The sequence below is a fragment of the Myxococcus sp. AS-1-15 genome, from assembly GCF_020037055.1.
GTDB classification, from domain to species: domain Bacteria; phylum Myxococcota; class Myxococcia; order Myxococcales; family Myxococcaceae; genus Myxococcus; species Myxococcus fulvus.
The window spans coordinates 260615-280859 of the sequence record NZ_JAIQDF010000008.1; the positions used below are offsets into that span (position 1 = coordinate 260615).

A 20245-nucleotide genomic window follows, 5' to 3' on the forward strand; every position below is an offset into this window, starting at 1 on the left:
GTACGCGCCACACGCTCCGTGATTTCCAGGAGCGGACTATTTGGTGAAGGAGATGGGGCCGCTGGAGAGCGTGGCGTTGTTCGCCCCGTCCACCGCCCGCACCCGCCACGTGTGGCTGCCCGCCGCGAGGCCCGTGAGCGTCGTCTGCTCCGTGCCCACGCCGTACACCTCGAACTCCCACAGCGAGTACCCGTAGCCCGTGCCGCGCTCGATGCCGCGCATGCGGACGTATCTCCCCACGCCGCTCAGCCCCGTCAGGTCATCCTGCCCGCCGTTGCCGTTGGTCTCCGTGTACACCGTGCGCCACGTGGCCCCGTCCACCGACGCGTCGATGGCGTACTGCTTCCCGTACGCCGCCTCCCAGAGCAGGTTCACCCGCTTGAGCGAGTACACCGCGCCCAGGTCCACGGTGATGGACTCGGTGTTGGGAGCGGGCACGTCCGTGCGGCTGGCCCAGCGTGTCGTCGTGGCGTTGCCGTCCACCGCGTCGTTGGGGCTGCCGAACTCCGACGACGTCGCGGACACGTTCTTGCCGAGCGCCAGGTTCGTCGTCGTGCCCACGTACGCCTTGGGCGTCACGTCCGGCGTCCTGTCCACGCCGTCCACCACCAGCACGTACTTCGACACGCCCGCGCCCACGTCCGTCGTCTGCTCCCAGATGAACGTGGTGGAGGCTCCTGGCACCGACGCTCCCGCCGAGGGCACCAGCGCCGCGAAGGCCGCCGGGGGCGCCGTGTCGTTGAGCGTGAAGGTCGCCGTCGCCGACTGCGTGACGCCGCCCGCCCAGTTGTACGCGCGCACGAACCAGGTGTGCTGGCCGTTGCCCAGCGCCGCGTTGATGACCGGCGCGGAGTTCGTGCGCGTCGTGGCCACGGGGAACGGGCTGCCGTCGAGGAACACCTCGTAGCGGTGGATGCCCGTCTGCGGGTCGCTGCTCGCCGTCCACGTGAAGTTCGGCCGCGTGGTGAGGGTGGAGCCCGGCGCCGGCGTCAGCAGCGTGAAGGCCGTGGGCGGCGTCGAGTCCGACAGCCCGAAGCCCTCGATGCCCGCGCCGTACTGGAACAGCGGGTTGCCGTAGATGGGCAGCACCGGCAGACCCTGCGCGATGCGCGAGCGAATCTCCGCGCGCTGCGCCGCCGTGGCCCCCAGGTCGAACGGGAGGTCCCACTGCTCCAGCTGGTTGTTCTCCACGTCGGTGCCAATCTGGTCCAGCGAGCGCGGCAGCTGCCAGGGCAGCTTGCCTCGCGGGAACACGTCACCGAAGAGCACGTCCGCCACCGCGGGCCCGCCCGAGTCTCCGGGCCGGTACGCCACGAGCAGCGCGTTGGTCTGCGGCACCACGTTGGTGAGGATGTACGGACGCGGCAGGATGAGCACCGTCGTCGTGGGGATGTTGCGCGCGCGGAAGCCCGTGATGAGGCCGTACTGGTTGCCCCACTTGGCGTCATGTGCCGGGCCGATGGGGTCTCCAGGCAGGTAGGGCTTCTCCTTGTCCCACTCGGTGCCGTGGGTGAAGTAGCTCTCGCCCACCACGACGATGGCGGCGCTCGGCGTCACGCCCGCGGGCGCGTTGTCCTTGTACACCGTGATTCCGGCCGCCTCGGCGCGCTGCTTGATGGCCTGGTAGATGGTCAGGTCCCCGAACTCCGTGCCGTGGAAGTCCGAGCGCCACGTCACCATGCATGGCCCCGCATCCGCGCACGGCCCCGCGATGACGATGCTCGAGCCCGCGCCGAGCCGGATCGGCAAGGCACCATCGTTCTTCAGCAGCGTCATCGCGTTCTGCGCCGCGCGGCGCACCAGCGCCTTGTGGTCCGCCGTGTGCCACTCGGACGTGCCCGCGGGCCCCCGGCGGTACGGGTCCTCGAAGATGCCCAGGCGGAACTTCAGGTCCAGGATCCTGCGCACCGACTCGTTGATGCGGGCAATCGGCACCGCCGTCTCGAAGTCGCCCATCTGCGCGGGGTTCGCGCCGCCCATGACGTCCGAGCCCGCCGTCGCCGAGCGCACCCACGCCCCCGACGGCAGCCAGTCCGAGCAGATGACGCCCTGGTAGCCGAGCTTCACGCGCAGGTAGTTGAGGATGCCCACGCTGTCGCCCGCGCCGTAGCCCTCCGGGCCGAGCAGCCAGCTTCCCGCGTAGCCGGGCATGATGCCGCTGGTGCCGGCCTCCAGCGCCGCGTGCCACGGACGCATGTGGTAGTGGATGGTGGTGCCGTCGTAGGTGATGCCGGCCTCACCGCCCGCGCCCTGGCCGGGCCAGTGCTTGGTGGTGACCCAGATGGAGTGCGGGTTCACCTCGGGGCCACCCTGCAGGCCCGCGATGAGCGCGCGGGTGATGCCCGCCGCCAGGTCCGCGTCCTCGCCGTTGCCCTCCTGGATGCGCGGATAGAGCACCTTGGTGCCCACCTCCGCCAGCGGCGACAGCGTGCCCCGGCTGCCCACCGCGAGCTGCTCGCGGCGCTGCATGTCACCCAACTCGTAGATGGTGTCCAGGTCCCGCGAGGCCGCGAGCGCCGGCTGTGTGGGCCAGCTCGTCTTGAAGCCGTGGATGGAGTCGCCCGCGTCGATGTTCGGGATTCCCAGCCGCGTCGCCGCGGAGGCCCGCTGGAAGGCGACGATGTCCGTGGGGCTCAGCGGCCCCATGGTGAAGCCCGCCTCAGGGAAGGTCTTCGCCTCGTAGAACATCTGCAGCGCCTTCTCGCGCGGGGTCATCCGCGCCATCAGGTCATTGACGCGCGTGGCGATGGGGTTGCGCCAGTCCTCGTACGGGTCGATGACGCCGTTCTTGTTCAAGTCGCGCATGCCGTTGATGAGCGCGACGCCGTCGTCCGCCGTCTCCACGACGGGCAGGTACAGGCTGAAGGTGCGCAGGTCCGAGCGGCTGGTGGCGCCGCTGGCTTGCGTGGCCACCACGTACCACTTGTACGTCCAGCGGTCGGGCAAGTCGCGGTCCAGCGTCCACGACGTCGCCGTGGTGGTGGTCATCAGCGTGTAGCGGTCCAGCAGGCTGCCCGCCGCCATCCAGTCGTAGTCGTCACGGCTGATGTTCAGGTAGACCTTGTAGTTCGCCGCGCCGGAGACGGCGGCCCACTGGAGCGTGGGGCGGCGCGTGCTCGTCACCATGGCGGCGTTGGCCGGCGCGACGAGCGCGAACGCCCCCGACACGGGCGGCGGCGCGGGCGCGACATACGGGTCCGGGATGATGGTGCGGTCGCGGTCGGGGCCGGTGCCCGTCGAATAGATCTCCACCCTCCACTCGGCGCCCTGCACCGCGAGCGCGGTGACGCTCTGTCCGCGCAGCACCGTGCCGTTGGCCGCGGTGACGACCAGCCGGATGTCCGTGTTGGGCGCGGTGGGGGAGAACTGGTTCTTCGACAGCGTCACGGTGGTGTTGGGCGCGAAGGTGATTTCGTACGTGAAGGGACCGGGCGGGTTGCGCACCGATGGCGTGGTGTTGCCCTCCTCGGGCGTCGGCGTGACGCTCACCGGCGCGGGCGAGACGTTGATCTTCGCGTACGCCAGCTCCGGGAACATCAACTTGATGGTCTGGTTCGTCGTCTGCGGCTGCGGCTCCTGCGGGCCCTGGCCGGGCGCGTAGATTTCGAAGTCCCAGAGGGAGATGCCGTAGCCGGTGCCCTTGGTGAGCGCGCGCACGCGCACGTAGCGGGCCGAGCCCGACACCGTGACCTCCCGCCGCCCCGGCGCGCCGTCGGTGATGTTGGACGCGAGGGGCGCCCAGGTGGAGTCGTTCGTCGAGCCCTCGACGACGTACGTCGCCGCGTAGGCGCCCTCCCAGTTGAGCACCACCTTGCCCAGGGTCTGCGCGCTGCCCAGGTCCACGCGAATCCACGGCTGGGCCTCCACCTCCGACGAGGACCAGCGCGTCGTCGTGTTGCCGTCCACCGCGTAGCCGGGCGCCAGGTGCGCCGCGTTGGCCTCCACGCTGGACGCCGTGGCGGGGCGGTTCTTCGCCAGGTCTCCGGTGGTGGAGGTGCCGCCGCCGTAGATGGCCAGCTCCCACAGCGAGTACCCGTAGTCGATGGCGCCCCGCTGCGTGCAGAGGATGCGCACGTAGCGGCCCGTGCCCGTCACCGTCAGGTCATCCGTGCCGCCGTCGCCGTCCGTCACCGCGCGGATGTCCGTCCAGTTCGTCGCGTCCGTGGACGTCTGCACCGTGTAGGCACGCGCGTACGCGGTCTCCCACGTGAGCACGACGCGGTTGATGGAGGTGCTCGCGCCGAGGTCGACGTAGAGCCACTCGTTGTTGGTGAACGCGCTGCCCCAGCGCGTGCCGCCGTCTCCGTCCACGGCGTAGGTGCCCCCGAGCCCGGGCTCGGAGGACGACGTCACCGTGGGCCGGTTGAGGGCGAGGTTGCCCGCCTGGGCGCTCGCGTCCGAGGCGAACCCCGCCACACCCACCACCACCGCCACGGCGCATGCTCGCGTCAGCGCATTCCTGACACGGTGCAGTGCCTGCAAGAGAGGAGTTGGTAATCGCATGGAATGAAAAGCGGGCCGCTGGAGAAAGTGGGGGAGGGGATGAACAAACGCATACCGGGATGGGGCTGCGTCCGAGCGGTCCTTTCCTTTCGCGGCTGATTCTATTTCTTCGGACGAAAAAGAAAGTCAAACCGGGACCGGATAACGCGTTAAGTCGAGAAATGCCCGCGGCGCGCGCATGCAGGATTTCCATCAGGGTGTGTGGCCGCCGCGTCGCGTCGCGGACAGTGAGCCCGAGGGTGCGCGGACGTGGCGCGTGCGGCTGTCGGGTACCGACGGCGTCGCGGCGCGAGGGAGCTCCTCGGCGCCCCGCGCTCATCGCTGTCCCGAGACGTGGAGTGGAGGGCTCGCCCCGGGGCGGGAGCGCGGCGAGGCGGGCCGCGCTCCCGGACCGGAGGGCGCTGCTCAGGGCGACTCGTGCTGCTTCGCCCACGCGGCGACGTCGGGCGTGCGCTGCTGCACCCAGGCGCGGAACTCGTCGCCCTGGGAGCGGTACTGCTCACCACCGCCCGCGCCGCCCGAGGGCGGGTGTCCGAAGAACAGCGTGTGCACCTCACGGCCGAGCGTCGCCATGTCGACGCCGTGGGCCTTGGCGAGCCGCTCGAGGAACTCCTGGAAGTGCGCTCCCTTCATCTTCATCGCGCTGGCGGCCTGGGCGAGGCTGTCCAGGTGGAGGGCGTCCTGGGCCACGTCCGGGTGCGCGGTGAGGAAGGTCTGCACCTGCTCGGGTGACATGCCCGCGCCCTGCACCAGGCGGCTGTCGAGGAGGTCGGGGCCCAGGTGGATGAGGCCCTTCGCGAGTCCCGGGGCCATGCCGCTGGCGGTGAGCAGCTTCACCTGCTCTTCGCGCAGGCGCGCGTCCGCGGGGTCCAGGTACTTCAGCCCGAGCCCGCCGAGGAACAGCGCCGCCCCCAGGATCTGGAAGCCCGGCGCCATGCCGAACAGCGAGGCGCCCGCCATCAGCGCGCCGCCGAGCGCCTGGGCTCCCGAGGAGGCGGCCTTCCACCCGTCGCCCTTCCGCAGGAACTGGAGGCTCTGCATCGCGTCGCCGGCCGCGCCCAGCACCGCGCCCAGGGCGGACACCTTGCCGAAGGCCGAGACGGCCGAGGACCAGCGCGCCGTGTTGCCGAGCACGCTGGTGATGACCGTGGCCCCGTCGCCCGTGACGCTCAGGCCGTCGCCGACGACCTTGAGCCTCGACGCGAGGTCCGCCTGGCTCCAGCCCGTCGCGTCTCCGACGAACGCGGTGGTGGTGACGAGCATGCCCAGGGTCCGCAGCGCCTGCCCGCGAGGGGAGTCCGGCGCGAACGGCAGGCCCGTCTCCTGGTCCGTGAGCAGCGCCTTGAGCGACTTCGTCGTCTCGCGTACCTCCGCGTCGGTGGAGCCGGGCTTGATGTCGCGCAGCAGCCGGAAGTACGACTTCATGTCGCTCGACTTCATCCCGAACACGTCGGCGTAGCGCGCGAGCCCGTCGAAGATTTTGCGCGCCTCGGCGGGCGACCTGTCGCCGGCGGAGATGAGGGCCACCGTGCCCGCGCTCTTCACCAGCGCGAGCGCGAGCTTCTCGTCGAAGTCCTTGCCGTCCTTCAGCGCGCCCACCACGTCGAGGAAGAGCGGCTTGTCCTCCGCCTTCGCGGTGAGCTGCGCGGCGAGGTACTCGGCGCCGCCCTTCGTCTCGGCCAGTCGGGGGAGCTCACGCGCGAGCGCCTTGACGCGCGCATCGTCCGAGCCCACGGGCACGCCATCCGGCGCGGCGGTGGAGAGCAGCTTGCCCAGGCGCTCGTGCTCCGCGAGGTCCTGCTGGACGGTGCCCTGGCGCAGGTACGTGTCGATGAAGGCCTTCTGCTGCTCGGGCGTGAGGACGGCGGCGGGGCCGCTGAGCAGCTCGGTGAGCCGCTGCTGGTGCAGTTGCGCCTTGTCCGCCGCGGCGGCGAACTGGCCGCGGATGCCGTCGAGGGTGCTCCACAGCGTCTGGTGCAGCGCCGCCTGGGCCGTGCCGTAGGAGGGCGCGGTGCTGCCCGGAGGGATGACCTCGCCGCGACTGAAGGAGCGCTCGATGTCGAACGCGAGCCGTGAGCCGAGGCCGAAGTTGATGGACGTGCGCACCGCGCTCGTCAGCGACATGTTGACGAGCGTGGGCGGCGCGTCGCGCGTGAAGGCCTTGCCCACGCGTCCGGCCGTCGGGTCCTTGAGGTGCTCGGTGGCGCGCGCGAGGGCGTAGTACGTCTCGTGCTCGATGCGCGTCTCCTCGTTCGCGAGCTTCTCGAGCACCTTGCGGTCATTGAGGTCCGGCGGCTTCTGCGCGCCGGGCGGATGGAGCTTGCGGTTCGTCTCCGGGGACACGCCGGCGAAGAGCTGGCCCATCTTCGCGAGGGACGGCTCCGCCGCGCGGACGAAGGCCTCCTGGTAGACGGGGTCCGGGTTGCTGGCGATGAGCCGCTCGAACTGACGCGCGCCCTGCTCCAGGCTCGTCTGGAGGGTGGCCTCCAGCGCCTTCGCGTCCTGGGCCGCGCGGGTCTTCACGTCCGTGCCGGAGCCGCCGACGGTGCTCACGCCGGGGTTCGGGAGGAAGGGCTCGGGCCTCGGCGCGGGGACGTCGCGGGCGGCGTCCTCCAGGCGCTTCGCCACCGCCGCGCCCACGCTGCCTCCCGCGCGTGCACCCGCGTCCGCGGCCGGGTTCGTGGAGGCACCCTGGAGCGCGGTGAAGGACGGCTGTCCTCGCGTGGGCGAGAAGAAGACGCCCAGCTGCTCGCGCGTCATGGCCACCGGGCCGCCGGTGTGGAGCGGGTCCGCGACCAGGTACTTCCCATCCGAGGTCTTGCCGAGAATCGCGTTGAGGTGGCCGATGTCGCCGGAGCCCATGCGCTCGGGGAACTGCTCGCGCCAGGCCGCGTTCGTCCGACCGTTGGCGACCACGGGGTTGCCCGCGGCGAGCTGGCGGTCCAGCTCCTCCCAGCCCTGGCCGTAGCGCGCGTCGAGCCCCGCGCCCTTGACGCCGTCGCTCACCATGGTGCCGCCGGTGAGCTCGCGGTCACGGTCGAGCTGCGGCACGCGGGTGCCGTCGGAGGCCTTCACGTAGGTGAACTCGCTCTCGCGGCGCGGGCTCATCAACGCGCGCGCGTAGTCGACCTGTTGCTCCTTGGTGAGTCCCGCGGGCATGTGGCCCGTGTACGCGAGCGACATGGCGAGGCTCGCGGGGCCGCAGTTGGTGCTGCCGCGAGGACCGGTCGGGTTGTACTCGGAGGTGAACTGGGTGATGAACGCGTCCTCGGCGGACATGGCGGGGCGGCGCGCGCCGCCGGAGGACTTCGCTTCCGTGAGGGCCTTGCCGAGCGCCTCGCGCGTCCTGCCCGCATAGTCACCGGAGGCCGTGAGGCCGTGCTCGGCCTGGAAGCGCTCCAGCGCGGCCTCAGTCTTCGGGCCGAACTGTCCGGGGCCCGTGGCCACCTGCTCCTCGGTGAGGTAGCCCAGCTTCACCAGCGCGTCCTGCACCGCCTTCACGTCGGGGCCGGTGTCGCCGCGCTTCAGGTCCCGGAGCGGGAGGGGTGCGGGCTCCTCCTCCTTCTCTTCAGGAGGTGGCGGTGGAGGCGGCGGCGGTTGGAGCCGCTCGCGGTGGACCGCGCCGCCGTTGTCCTCCTCGAAGCTGGAGGTCGAATCGAAGCCCTCCGCGCGAGAGGACTCCTCCTTGACGACGTTGTTCTCGGTGCGGGTCTCGGTCCGGGCTGTTTCAGTTGCGCCTTCGGATGAGACGGATTGCGTCGGGCGTGATGAGCCGTCGACACGCATGTTGTGACTCCCCCTCTGATACATCACCGGGACGTGGTGTCCCTGGCTGGATTATCCGCTGGCGTGACGCGGTGTTGCGTCTCGTCACGCCGTCCCGGCGGAACATACCGGATGCGAAGCCGATACGGATGAATCACGAAGCCATTGCGGACACGTGTGTGGCTCCAATGAATCTCGGTTCGTGAGAGCGTGTGTATTCGTCACGGTGGGTCGACGGGACCCACCGGTCCCACGCTCGTTGACGGGTTCTGCCGCGGGTTCCAGAGTCCAGAGGGACGACACACGTGGAGGCGTCCCATGACCATCACCCTGAGAATCGTCGAGCCACCCGACTCGTTGCCGGATTGGTATCCGCCGCTCGACCCGGAGCATCCGGTCGACTACCGCCTGCGGTACGTCGAGCTGGACATGCTCATCGAGGCGATGATTTTGCTCGGGGTCGTGGCCGAGGAGCCTGCGGACGGGTCGGAGCTCCTGGCGATGGACCGGTTCGGTGAGGCGGGCAACCAGTTCGACCCCGATGAGTGCGTGCGCATCTCGCGGAGCATGCGCCGCTTCATGCAGGAGGAGGTGCCCTCGGAGTTCTTCGCTACGCTCCAGGAGCGCTGGAACGACACGCAAGCGGAGCTGCGTCAGGCGGTCGAGGCGCGCGGCGAGCTCGTGGTCTCCGGGTTCGAGTCGTTCCCGCACGATGGCAAGTCGCTGCGCAACGCCTTGCTGCACTGGGGCGCGTTCACCGCCATCGCCGCCGACAACGGCGGATTGGAAGTGGTGGAGTAGCTCGCGACGCACATGTTCCGGGGGGACGTTCATGTCGAAACGCTTGGTTGGGATGGTGCTGCTCCTGCTGTCTGGCTGTACGTCGGCGCCGCAGTTCGCGCGCGGTGACGAACTGTTCGACACGGGCGTGGAGGACTCGGCGGAGAGCTGCGCCAGCTCGGCTGGGCACGACGAGGACCACTGTCATGCCCCAGCCTGCGATGATGAGGGCTGCGGCCTCTATCGCTGTGAAGACCTCGCATCGCCTCCGTATGCGTTGCGTGTCGCGCCTGGCCAGGCTGCCTCGGGCGCCACCGCACGCATCCAGCGCTACTGGGGCGGAGCCATTCCTCTGCCGGGGCGAACGCCGGTGTTCATCATCCCGTGGTATCGGCGTGAAGAACTGCCGAGCGCCACGTCCGTCCGGAAGGCCATCGCGGAGTGGAAACGACGGCCGAAGGAGCGACACCACATCTTTCCCAGGGCCTTCCAGCCGTACTTCGCCACCATCGGCATCGAGATCCACAAGTACACCCTGCTGGTCGCCGTGGAAGAGCACCAGCGGGTTCATGCAGGCGCCAACGGAGGTCCCTGGAACCGCGACTGGAGAATCTGGATCGACGAGAACCGGGACACCGCATCGCGCGCAGACCACTTCCGTCAGGGAGGGAAGATGGTGGAACGTTATGGGTTGGTGGGCATGCCCATGACGTACTGGCAGCGACTCTCGTTGCTGACCGCATCCGGAGAGTGAATGCGCTACTACACGCTGCGAGAGGAGCTCAGCGCGGGCTCCAGATGGACAGGGGGCTATGACTTGGGGCGTCCGTGGCAGCTGCCTGGAGTCGAGTGCCCCACCTGTGGCGCCACGTGGGGTGGAGGTGGCTACGATTATCCGACTGTCGACCTGTCAGCGCTCGCGGGCTCCAAGGACTACGCGCGTCCGCGGTGCGTGCCCTGGGCGGAATTCACGAGCCTGCGGGAACGGGTGCTTCCCTTGTTGCCACCCGGTGCCACGGTGGGCCCCGGCTCGGGATTCGGGCCGCTGACGGGCCGGGCTCGGGGGCGCTTCGCGCCTGTTGTCGTCCACATGCCTTGGCTGCTGCTGATGCACCCAGACGTGATGGCGAAGCTCGAAGGGCTCACGGGGGCTGTTCCGGTCCCCACGCGCTTCAAGGGGGCGCGCAGCGTGGAGTTGGTGGAGCTCGAGGTCCTGCCCGGCGGGAGAATCGTCGGAGCGGAGGCTCACGAGCCCTGTGGAACTTGTGGCCGGACGACCTTCGCGCGGCCTCCGCTCGGCAAGCTGCGCGTCACCGCGCTCCCCGATGTCGACTTCGCCCGGCCCAGCGCGAGCCTCGTGGTCTGCAGCGAGCGCGTCATCGAGAGGCTCGCGCCGGAGTTGAGCGAGTCGGAGGTGGTCGCTGTCGACGTCGGGGCCTCGGAAGAAGGCACCACCGCGCGACCTGGCTGAGGCTCCGTCGGGAGGCACGCGAGGTGCCTCCCGGGGCTTCACGTCACGGGCTCAGGCGCTGACGCCCACGCCGATGGGGCAGCTCACGCCCGTGCCGCCCAGGCCGCAGTACCCGCCGGGGTTCTTCTCCAGGTACTGCTGGTGGTAGTCCTCGGCGTAGTAGTACGCGGGCGCGGGGAGGATCTCCGTGGTGATGGTCCCCACGCCCTTCGCCGCGAGCGCCTTCTGGTACGCGTCCCGGCTGGCCTCCGCGATGCGCTTCTGCGATTCGCTGGTGTAGTAGATGCCCGAGCGGTACTGCGTCCCCTCGTCGTTGCCCTGACGCATGCCCTGCGTGGGATTGTGGTTCTCCCAGAACACCCGCAGCAGCTGCTCGTACGAGAGCTTCTTCGGGTCGAACACCACGCGGACCACCTCGTTGTGGCCGGTGAGCCCGCTGCACACCTCGCGATAGGTGGGGTTGGGCGTCAGCCCGCCCGCATACCCCACGGACGTGCTGTACACGCCCGGCGTCTGCCAGAACTTCCGCTCCGCGCCCCAGAAGCACCCGAGCCCGAGGATGGCGACTTCATACCCCTCCGGCACCGGCCCCTTCAGCGGCGTGCCCAGCACCTCGTGCTTGGGCGGAACAGGCATCTCGTCCGTCCGGCCAGGCAGCGCCTCCGCCGGGGACGGCATCCTCAGCTTCTTGGTCGTGTCGAAGAACATGCCTGGAGGAATAGCGCTCCCGCCCTCCGGTTTCACCCCCATGGGGAGCGGGCGGCCTGACGGGCGTCACTTGGGGAAGCAACCCTTCCGCCGAGGTAGGACGACCTGCCCTCTTGAAATAGGGTCTCCCACCGCCATGCGCCTCCCCATCGCCGCCGCCCTCTGCTGTCTGGTCCCCTCCGCCGCGCTCGCGGCTCCGGACCCCCGCTGCCAGGGCACCCCCAAGGCCCGCGCCGCCCGCTTCTCCGAGGACGCCATGAAGGGCTCAAGCCCCCAGGCCCGCCACGCCGCCTACGTGCAGGCGTGCGCGCTGGACGACGTCGTCGCGCTCACCCAGGCGCTGGTGCGCTTCAAGACCGTCAGCAGCGAGGCCCCCGCGCCGAAGAACCCCGGCATCGCCGCCATGGGCCGCTTCCTCCAGAAGTGGGCCAAGGCCCACGACATGGCCTGGCGCGCCGTGGGCGCCAATGAGGTGTTCGAGCTTGCCTGGGGCAAGGGCGCACCCGCCCTGGGCCTGGTCTTCCACGGCGACGTGGTGCCCGCGCCCGCGCACGAGTGGAAGCGCCCGCCCTTCGAGCCCTACGTCCAGGACGGCCGCCTGTACGGCCGAGGCGTCGAGGACGACAAGGGGCCGCTGGCCTCCGCGCTGGTGGCGCTCGACTACGCGCGGCAGCTCGGCATCGAGCCCCGGGGCAAGGTGCTCGTCATCATCGGCAACGGCGAGGAGAGCGACTGGACGGGCATGCTGAAGTACGCGGCCATGGAGCCCAAGGCCCCGCACGTCATCTCCGTCGACTCGAGCTTCCCCGTCGTCGCCGCGCAGTCCGGCTTCGTCGCGTGGAACCTGTCGGCGCCCGTGGGCCCCGCGCGCAAGTCCTCCAGGTTCGCGCTGCGCCCCGTGGACGCCAAGGGCGGAGAGTTCCTCACGCAGGTCCCCGGCACCGCCACGCTCAAGCTGCTCCCGGGCGAGGGCAGCTCGCTGCCCGTCGCGCTGGAGACCGTGCGCGCCGCCGTCGCCGACGAGCAGCGCACGCGCTCCTGGCTCAAGGCCGACGTGAAGGAGGAGGGCGGCGCGGTGCTGCTCACCGTGCACGGCAAGGCGGTGCACTCCTCCGTCGCCAACGAGGGCGTCAACGCGCTGTGGGGCCTGTCCGCCGTCTCCTCGCGCCTCATCCTGGAGGACAACGGCATCGCCGCCATGCTGCGCGTGCTGTTCCTGCGCTTCGAGGGCGACCACCACGGCCAGAAGCTGGCCGTCGAGTACTCCGACGCAGCGCTGATGGGGCCGCTGCTCGTCGCGCCCACGATGCTGCGCGTGGCCGACGGGAAGGTGAACCTGGGCGTCAACATGCGCCGCCCCCGCGGCCAGGACGCCGCCCGGTTCAACGCCGCGCTGGACCAGGCCGCCCTGCTCGTGGGGCAGGACTCGGACGGCCGCGTGACGGAGGCCGGCGAGCGCTACGTGGGTGACCCGCACGTGGCCGACACCACCGGGCCGCTCGTCACCACGCTGATGGCCATCTACAAGCGTCACCGCGACGACCCGGACGCCGTCCCCACGTCCGTGCGCGGCGGCACCTACGCGCGCCTGTTCCCCAAGGCCGTGGACTTCGGCCCCGGCTTCCCCGGCGACGAGTACACCGGCCACGCGCCCGATGAGTCCATCTCGCTGGAGAACCTGGACCTCACCACGCGCATGCTCGCCGAGGCCGTGTACCTGCTGGCCGTGGCCCCCGAGCCCGTCTCCGCGCCGGGGAAGTGACGCCCGTCAGGCGGTGCGACGCGGCCAGTACACCCGGAACGTGGTGCCCTCCTCCCGCGAGGAGCGCACCTCCACGCGGCCTCCGTGCGCGCGCGCGATCTGATGGACGATGTAGAGCCCCAGGCCCAGGCTGCGCTGCTTCTGGTACGACGATGAGGCGCCCACCGACGGCTTGAACGGGTCGAAGAGGCGAGGCTGCAGCTCCGCCGGAATCGGCTCGCCCTGGTTGTGGACCTCCATCAGCACGACGTCCGCGCCGCCTCGCACCGACGTGGCCACCGGTGAGTCGAGCCCGCCGTGCTGGAGCGCGTTGGCCACCAGGTTGCCCAGCACCTGCGCCACGCGGTCCGGGTCCCACTGGCCCGAGGTGTCGCCGGACGACTCGAACAGGAGCCTGCGCTCGGGGTGGCTCACCTGGAGCTCGTCCAGTGTCGCCTGGCAGATGTCCGCCAGGTTCATCGACTGACGCGAGACGGGGATGCCCGAGCCCAGCTTGCTGCGCGCGAAGTCGAGGATGTCTGTAATCATCCGCCCCATGCGCCCGGCGGACTTGCGGATGCGCTCCACGGCCCGACGCTCGGGCGCCTCCAGCTCCTCGGCGCGCGCGAGCTGGAACGCGGACGCGCTGATGGCGTTGAGCGGGTTGCGCAGGTCATGGCCCAGGATGGCGAGCAGCTGCTCGCGGAAGTCCACCGCCCGCTGGAGCGCGGCCTCCGTCTGCTTGTGCTGGGTGATGTCCACCACGGCGCAGCCCAGGCCCAACAGCCGCGAGCCCAGGGGCGCGAGCACCGGGTAGAACGTCGCCTGCCACACGCGCTTGCCGCGCTGGGGAATCAGGGACGGGGGCGTGGCGAACTCGAACCCGTTCAGCGGCTCACCCGTGCGCAGCACGCGCAGGAGCAGCGGCTCCAGCAGGTCCGCCAACTCCGGGGGCTGCATCTGCCGGAAGGTCCTCCCCAGGTGCGCCTCGGGCGGCGCGCCGTTGATGTCCGCGAGCGTCTGGTTGATGCGCAGGTAGCGCAGGTCCAGGTCCAGGAACGCCATGCCCAGGGGCGCGGCCGCGAGGAGCGCGTCCAGCAGCGCCAGCGAGCGCTGGGCCTCCACCCTCGCCTCGCGCTCCAGGTCCTGGATGTCGCGCTGGCGCTCCACCGCGAAGCGCCGCACCGTGCGCACCACGGCGTGGTCCAGGGCTTCTTCCATCCGCTCCAGCTCACCCACGTCGAGCGGCCGGGGCTGTCCTTCCAGGCGCCGCAGGATGCACTTGCGCAACAGCGCGTACTCGGCCGCCACCTCGCCCACGTCGAAGCCCTGCTCCAGTCGCACCGTGGCGTGCTCGTCCGACAGCGGGTCGGCGCGCTCGTGCTCCCCGTGCTCCAACGCGTCCGCGAGCGAGGCGAGCAGCAGGGGCATGTGGTCCAGGAGCCACGAGGGGCGCTGGGGGTTCTCGGCGTGGAGCGCGCTCATGGCCTCCAGCCAGTCCGAGAGCACCCCGTGGTGGTGCGCGCGCAGGAACTCCGAGGCCCGGCGCGGCGACTCGCGCTCGGCTCCACCGTGCTCCGCGGCGCCTGTGTCCGGCCCCAGCATCACCGACCTCCCGAGTCCCCATCCGGTCATCCCGCCACGAATCTGGGCACGAGGGTCTTCAGGGGTATGTCCGCCCTGGGGGGCTGGCGGGCGTCGGCTTCCCGAGCGCCGTGTTGGACTCCCGGGGACGCACCGGGCCGCGCTGCGCTCGCGGCCGACGCGCCCCGTGGGGCCAGGGCTTCGTCCGTCGTCCGCTCATCGCTTCGCCCTGGAGGATGAGGTCCGGGGCTGTGGCGCCGCGCGGGCTCGGTTAGGGTGGATGACAGATGCGCACCCTCCTGCTCACCCGCTCCGATGTGTCCCGAAACCTCCAGGCGCTCTCCCTGTTGGAGGACCTGCGAGAGGCCTTCCGCACCGATGCCCTGGCTCGCACGGTGGCCCCCCAGCGCATCCGCGCGCCCCTGCACGCCGAGGGCACGGTGATGGCGCTGTTGCCCGGCAGCCTGCCCGGCGTGCCCGCGTACACGGTGAAGGTGCACTCGAAGTTCCCGGCGAGGACGCCGGCCATCCAGGGTGTGCTGCACCTGCACGACCTGGTGACGGGCGAGCTGATGGCGGTGATGGACTCCGGGCACCTGACGGCGGTGCGCACGGGGGTGGTGGGGGCGCTCGCCGCGGACGTGCTGGCGCGACCGGACGCGAGCCGGGTGGCCATCCTCGGCGCGGGGGTGCAGGGCGGGATTCAGCTCAAGTCCCTGCGGCTGGTGCGCTCGCTGTCACACGTGCGCGTGTTCGACGTGGACGCTGGCCGGGCCAACGCGTTCGCCACCCGGATGTACAAGGACTTGAGCCTGCCGGTGCGGCCGGCGGAGTCGGTGGCGGAGGCGGTGGAGGACGCGGACATCGTGGTCGCCGCGACGTGGAGCCGCGAGCCCCTCTTGCGCTCCGGGATGGTGCGGCCGGGCACGCACATCACCACGCTGGGCGCGGACGAGCCGGGTAAGGCGGAGGTCTCCGCGGAGCTCTTGCGTGAGGCGCGCTTCTTCTGTGACCACCGGGGCCTGGCCGTCTCGCAGGGCGCGGTGGGCAACGTGGGGTTGGGTGAGGAGGTCATCCGCGCGGAGCTGGGCGAGGTGCTCGCGGGCTTGAAACCCGGGCGTGTGTCGGCGGAGGACGTGACGGTGTTCGGCGCGGTGGGGCTGCCGTTCCAGGACCTGGCCGCCGCGTGGCACGTGTACCAGGCGGCGACGGGGGATGACGCCATCGGCGGGGTGGACTTCAGCGCATGAGTGCCTGGGGCGCGCTGATGTCGCGGATGGGGCTCACGCGGCCGGAGCTGCGCGCGTGGGCCTGGTACGACTGGGCCAACTCCGCCTACGTCACCACGGTCGTCGCCGTCGTGTTCCCCATCTATTACAAGTCCGTGGCGGCCAAGGGCCTGCCGAGCGACGTGGCCTCCAGTCGCTTCGCGCTCGTCACCGCGCTGGCGCTGGGCACGGTGGCGGTGCTGTCGCCCGTGCTGGGCGCGCTGAGCGACAGGGCGGGGCGGCTCAAGACGCTCCTGGGGGTGTTCCTGACGTTGGGCGTGGTGTCCACGGTGGGGCTGGCCCTGGTGGGGCCCGGCGATTGGAAGTGGGCGCTGGGGTGCTTCGGCATCGGCAACGTGGGGCTGACGGGGTCCATCGTCTTCTCCGATGCGCTGCTGCGCCACGTGGCCCGGGACGAGGAGCTGGACCGGGTGTCCACCGCGGGCTACGCGCTCGGCTATCTGGGCGGGGGTGTGTTGCTGGCGGTGCAGCTGGTGATGCTGGTGAAGCCCGCGTGGTTCGGGCTCGCGGACGCGGCCTCGGCCTCGCGCGTGGCGTTCCTCACCGTCGCGGTGTGGTGGGCGGCGTTCTCGGTGCCGCTGTTCCTGCGCATCCCCGAGCCCCGGCCCACGGGGGGCGCGCAGGTGCCGCGGCTGTCATTGGGTGGGGTGTTCGCTCAGCTGGTGGAGACCTTCCGCGCGCTGCGCCAGTACCGCGAGGCGTTGCTGCTGCTCGTGGCGTACCTGCTCTACAGCGACGGCATCGGCACCATCATCCGGTTGTCGACGCTGTATGGGACGGAGCTGGGCATCGGCCAGGGGGCGCTGATGGGAGCGCTCCTGATGACGCAGGCGGTGGGGGTGCCGTGCGCGGTGCTCTTCGGCCGCGCGGCGTCGCGGGTGGGGCCGAAGCCGGCGCTGATGTTCTCGCTGGCGGTGTACGTGGTGGTGACGTTCCTGGGTTACTTCATGCGCTCGCCGGTGCACTTCTTCGCGCTGGCGCTGCTGGTGGGCATGGTGCAGGGCGGCAGCCAGGCGCTGAGCCGTTCGATGTTCGCGCAGATGATTCCGCGTCACCGCGCGGCGGAGATGTTCGGGCTCTTCAGCGTGTTCGAGAAGGTGACGGCGGTGGCGGGGCCGCTGGTGTTCGCGGCGACGGTGGAGCTGACGGGCTCCAGCCGGCAGGCGGTGCTGTCGCTGCTGGTCTTCTTCGGCTCGGGCGCGCTGGTGCTGTGGCGCGTGGATGTCGCGGAGGGCAAGCGCGCGGCGCGCGAGTCCGAGGCTCGCGCGGGCTGGAGTCAGGCCCCGCTGACGGCGGAGGCGGCCGAGGCGGTGCGCGCGGAGTAGCGCTGGGTGCCATGGGAGTGGATGGAGATTCCTCACGCCTGGACCTGCCACGTCGTTCAAGTCGGGGAGCGCTGGCGGTACCTTGAAGTGAACCCCGCATTCCCTCACCACCACTGACCCTCCACCGGCGCGGCGCGAGTCGCCCGGTCGACGTGTGTTCTTCGTGGCTCATGCGGGGCACGCAGCGGAGGCGTGTATGCACGAGAGGCGAAGCTGTCTGGCGGCGCTGCTGTTGTTGCTGTCGGGGGCCTCTCGGGCAGACGAGGTCGAGGCACCGGCACTACCCGAAGAACTGGGGGAAGAGGCGCGATGGACGAACCTGCTGCGCGTCGAGGCCATGCCGTGGGCGCTGATGACTCGCGGTGGCGCGGGGACGGAGGAGGGATTTCTCCAGATAGAGCCCACCTTCGTCTTCGAGTACGGCGCGGAGTTTGGCGTCAACCTCGGGGCTCCCGTGCGGTTGCGCCTGTGGGGGCCAGATGGCGGCGGGGTGTTCCGGCGCGAGGACTGGGACTCCCTCTCCGATTGGGGACAGCTGGTGCGGAGTCTCAAGCTGGGCTCGGACAATGCGCCCTGGGCGCTGTGGTTCGGCGAACTGGAGAGCTACACCCTGCTGACGGGCCACCTCGTCCGGCGCTACGCCCACCGCGCGAACCCGGACTACCACCCCGTCGCAGGTGTCGTCACAGGGTCCCTGGGGCCTGTCTACGTGGAGGCGTTCTCCTCGGACATGCTGGGGGCGCGGCTGATGGGGGGCGAGGTTGAACTGGATGTCGAGCATGTGCTCTTCGGCAAGCCCGAGCAGCGGTCGCGCTACACGTTGAGCGTGTCCGCCGTGCACGACTGGGGGCGAGCTGGAGGGCGCGCGCCCCCGGTGACGTTGGCGCACCTGGATGCCGTGGCCGTGTTCTGGGTACGTCCGGCATTTGAGGCGCACGCTTTCGCGGGCTGGGGAGGCAAGCCGGGAGACTCTGACGCTTGGGGTGTGGTGGCCGGGTTGGGCATGGAGTCCATCACGCAGACGGTGGACCTGTGGTTGAGGCTGGAGGCAAGGCGCCAGCATGGCGGCTTCCGGCAAGGTTTCTTCGGCGTGGATTACGAGCTGGCGCGCTTCCAGGCGGCGGGGCCGGACGGGGGTCCACTCGCGGATGCGCCCTTCCCCCATGGCTACTCGGTCTTCGGCGAGGCGGAGGTCGGCTGGGATGCCGTCCAGTACGGAGGGCTTCGGAAACACCTGAAGCTGTCGCTGGGGGCGGAGGCGTTCTCCTGGGGGCGCGTCGACGTCGATGGGCGTGTGGCGGTGCAGCTCTTCGAACGTGCGCTGGACCTGTCGCTGAAGGGCCTCGTCGTCGGAGCTGGGAAGCCCGGGGCGCGCTATCTGGGAGCGGCGGAAGTCCGCTGGAGGTTTCTCGGCGGGAAGCTCTACGCGATGGGGACAGGCGGCACGCTGCTGTTTCCCACGTCAGCAGGAACGCTGCGACCAGGGGCATTCGCGTCGGTGGGCCTGGGGGTGGACAATGCGCGCTGACGCCCTGCTCGTGACAGTGGCGCTGCTTGCCACCGGCTGCGCCTCGCTGACGCAGGTGTCAGCGCACCCGGGGATGACGCGCGAGTCTCTTGGGGAGAGGCCTCGCGAGCCCCAGCTTCACACATCGGCTGGACCCTCGGGTGACGTCCGAACCCGGCACCGTCGAGGGTTTCGTGTCAGCACGTCGAACGATGTGAGCCCCACCGTGGGGAGCGCTGTGGTGCCCCCTGCGTCGCGGGTGGATGCGTGGGAAGCCTTGCTGACGAACGCGGGGATTGAGGAGCGGGACGAGCGGCCGATTCCAGGCGGCCCTCTCACCCCTGCCCAGGCGGTGCGACTGCTGAGTGCACTGCTCGGCAAGCCCGTGTCCCTGGGCCAGTTCCCGTCGCGACTCGCGGTGGGCCATGTCCTGCGCGGTGTGGTGGCGCACGGGGAGATGTCGCGCGCCGAGTTGGTGCGACAGGTCGAGCGATTCAAGCATCTGGCGGTGCTGCGTCCTGACGGATGCATGGCGTGGGTCGTCACTGGGAGAACACAGCAGCGAGTCGCTCCCATCGAATGGAAGGACGGCGCGTTTCGCGCACATCAGTTCGAACTGGGGCGCTTCTATGCGGGGCAAACTGGCGTTTATCGCCTGCTGGATGACGGGTTGCGGGAAGTGGATGGCCGCCCGCTGGCGGAGGTCTACGACGACGCGGACTACGTGGGCCGCACGCTGGACGGAGCTGAATCGGCGCTCGTGAAGCTGGCGCTCTGCATCGGCCATTTCTTCACGTACCCGCTGGACAGCATCGCCGCGCTCAAGCACCTGCCCGCCGGTGTGGCCGCGCTCATCGAGGCGTCCCCGGAGTACTTCGAGCGCTTCCGGCATCTGCCCCAGGGGGAGCAGATCGAGGCGGAGCTGGCTACGAACCTCCTCGTCGCGACCGGGACGGCTGGGGCGACGACGCGCACGGTGACCGGAGCACTGGCGGGAGCGGAAGCCACGGTGCCGGTGTTGTCGCTGTCCGTTCAGGGGGCGCTGACCCTCGAGCGCGTGGCGGTTCCAGTTGGGCGCGCGGCGGCAGTACTCGGAGGGGGGCCTGGGGCAGCCGTCATCCTTCAACGGGCAACCACGGCGGTAAATGACGGTACGCCAGCCCAGGAGCCAGGACACTGGGGGCCCGCGAAGGAGGCCATGAAGCCACCTGCCCGGCGCTATCAGGAGCAGATCACGGGTCACTCCGCCGACGATGCCTATTGGGTCGGAGGGATGAGTACGCCGGCCGGAGGTGTGAGGTTCGATGGATTCAAGAAGGGCGTGCTGTTGGAGGCCAAGGGCCCCGGGTATGCGAAATTCTTCGATGAGATGGAGCCCAAGGAATGGTTCCGATATTCCGGAGCACAGGGGCTCGTCGACCAGGCACAGCGGCAGACCAACAAGGTCCGCGGTCTGGGCATCCCGATTGAATGGCATGTCGCCGAAGCTCAGGCCGCCGCCGCGTTCCGACGGCTCTTGGAGGGTGCGGGTATCGAAGGCATAAAGGTCCTCCACACTCCCGCCCTCTGAGG

General features: G+C 70.4%; 12 protein-coding genes. 8 read left to right on the forward strand and 4 right to left on the reverse strand.

Going from position 1 to position 20245, the window contains the following annotated elements:
• Nucleotides 1-36 precede the first annotated feature (36 nt).
• Nucleotides 37-4503, reverse strand: coding sequence for a discoidin domain-containing protein (locus tag K8625_RS22720; RefSeq protein ID WP_223783880.1), 4467 nt, complete (start codon nucleotides 4501-4503; stop codon nucleotides 37-39).
• Nucleotides 4504-4908: 405 nt separating this feature from the next.
• Entirely contained in the window at nucleotides 4909-8289 is a 3381-nt protein-coding gene (locus tag K8625_RS44220; RefSeq protein WP_305070913.1) for a peptidoglycan-binding protein, read from the reverse strand.
• Between the two features lie 297 nt (nucleotides 8290-8586).
• On the opposite strand from K8625_RS44220, the gene K8625_RS22735 reads away from it, so the two are divergent.
• The 3 genes from K8625_RS22735 to K8625_RS22745 are packed head-to-tail and all read left to right on the forward strand — an operon-like array spanning nucleotide 8587 to nucleotide 10519.
• Complete coding sequence (locus K8625_RS22735; protein WP_223783881.1) at nucleotides 8587-9069, forward strand: hypothetical protein; 483 nt, start codon at nucleotides 8587-8589, stop codon at nucleotides 9067-9069.
• Nucleotides 9070-9121: 52 nt separating this feature from the next.
• Nucleotides 9122-9802, forward strand: coding sequence for a TIGR02269 family lipoprotein (locus K8625_RS22740; RefSeq protein WP_223783882.1), 681 nt, complete (start codon nucleotides 9122-9124; stop codon nucleotides 9800-9802).
• Nucleotides 9803-10519 carry a double-CXXCG motif protein gene (locus K8625_RS22745; protein WP_223783883.1) on the forward strand — a complete coding sequence of 239 codons (717 nt, stop codon included), beginning with the start codon at nucleotides 9803-9805 and terminating at the stop codon, nucleotides 10517-10519. It abuts the gene before it with no gap.
• A 51-nt stretch (nucleotides 10520-10570) separates the two neighbouring features.
• Here the strand turns inward: K8625_RS22745 and msrA are convergent, their stop codons facing one another.
• Nucleotides 10571-11227 (reverse strand): peptide-methionine (S)-S-oxide reductase MsrA, encoded by a 657-nt coding sequence (gene msrA, locus K8625_RS22750; protein WP_141324280.1) that lies wholly within the window; start codon nucleotides 11225-11227, stop codon nucleotides 10571-10573.
• 136 nt (nucleotides 11228-11363) lie between these two features.
• On the opposite strand from msrA, the gene K8625_RS22755 reads away from it, so the two are divergent.
• Nucleotides 11364-12989: a Sapep family Mn(2+)-dependent dipeptidase gene (locus K8625_RS22755; protein ID WP_223783884.1), complete on the forward strand. Its 1626-nt coding sequence runs from the start codon at nucleotides 11364-11366 to the stop codon at nucleotides 12987-12989.
• A 6-nt stretch (nucleotides 12990-12995) separates the two neighbouring features.
• Here the strand turns inward: K8625_RS22755 and K8625_RS22770 are convergent, their stop codons facing one another.
• On the reverse strand, nucleotides 12996-14573 hold the full coding sequence (locus K8625_RS22770) for an ATP-binding protein (protein WP_305070709.1): 1578 nt from the start codon (nucleotides 14571-14573) through the stop codon (nucleotides 12996-12998).
• Between the two features lie 266 nt (nucleotides 14574-14839).
• Here K8625_RS22770 and K8625_RS22775 point away from each other — a divergent pair, with 266 nt between their 5' ends.
• The 4 genes from K8625_RS22775 to K8625_RS22790 all read left to right on the forward strand — a co-directional run bounded on the left by K8625_RS22775 (nucleotide 14840) and on the right by K8625_RS22790 (nucleotide 20243).
• Nucleotides 14840-15802 carry an ornithine cyclodeaminase family protein gene (locus K8625_RS22775; protein WP_223783885.1) on the forward strand — a complete coding sequence of 321 codons (963 nt, stop codon included), beginning with the start codon at nucleotides 14840-14842 and terminating at the stop codon, nucleotides 15800-15802.
• Nucleotides 15799-17166, forward strand: a complete 1368-nt coding sequence (locus tag K8625_RS22780; RefSeq protein ID WP_223783886.1) for an MFS transporter — start codon at nucleotides 15799-15801, stop codon at nucleotides 17164-17166. The genes K8625_RS22775 and K8625_RS22780 overlap by 4 nt, the downstream gene beginning before the upstream one ends.
• 196 nt (nucleotides 17167-17362) lie before the next feature.
• Entirely contained in the window at nucleotides 17363-18694 is a 1332-nt protein-coding gene (locus K8625_RS22785) for a hypothetical protein (protein WP_370641943.1), read from the forward strand.
• 256 nt (nucleotides 18695-18950) lie between these two features.
• The gene (locus K8625_RS22790) at nucleotides 18951-20243 is read left to right on the forward strand and encodes a Tox-REase-5 domain-containing protein (protein WP_223783887.1); all 1293 of its coding nucleotides are present in this window, start codon (nucleotides 18951-18953) and stop codon (nucleotides 20241-20243) included.
• Nucleotides 20244-20245 lie beyond the last annotated feature (2 nt).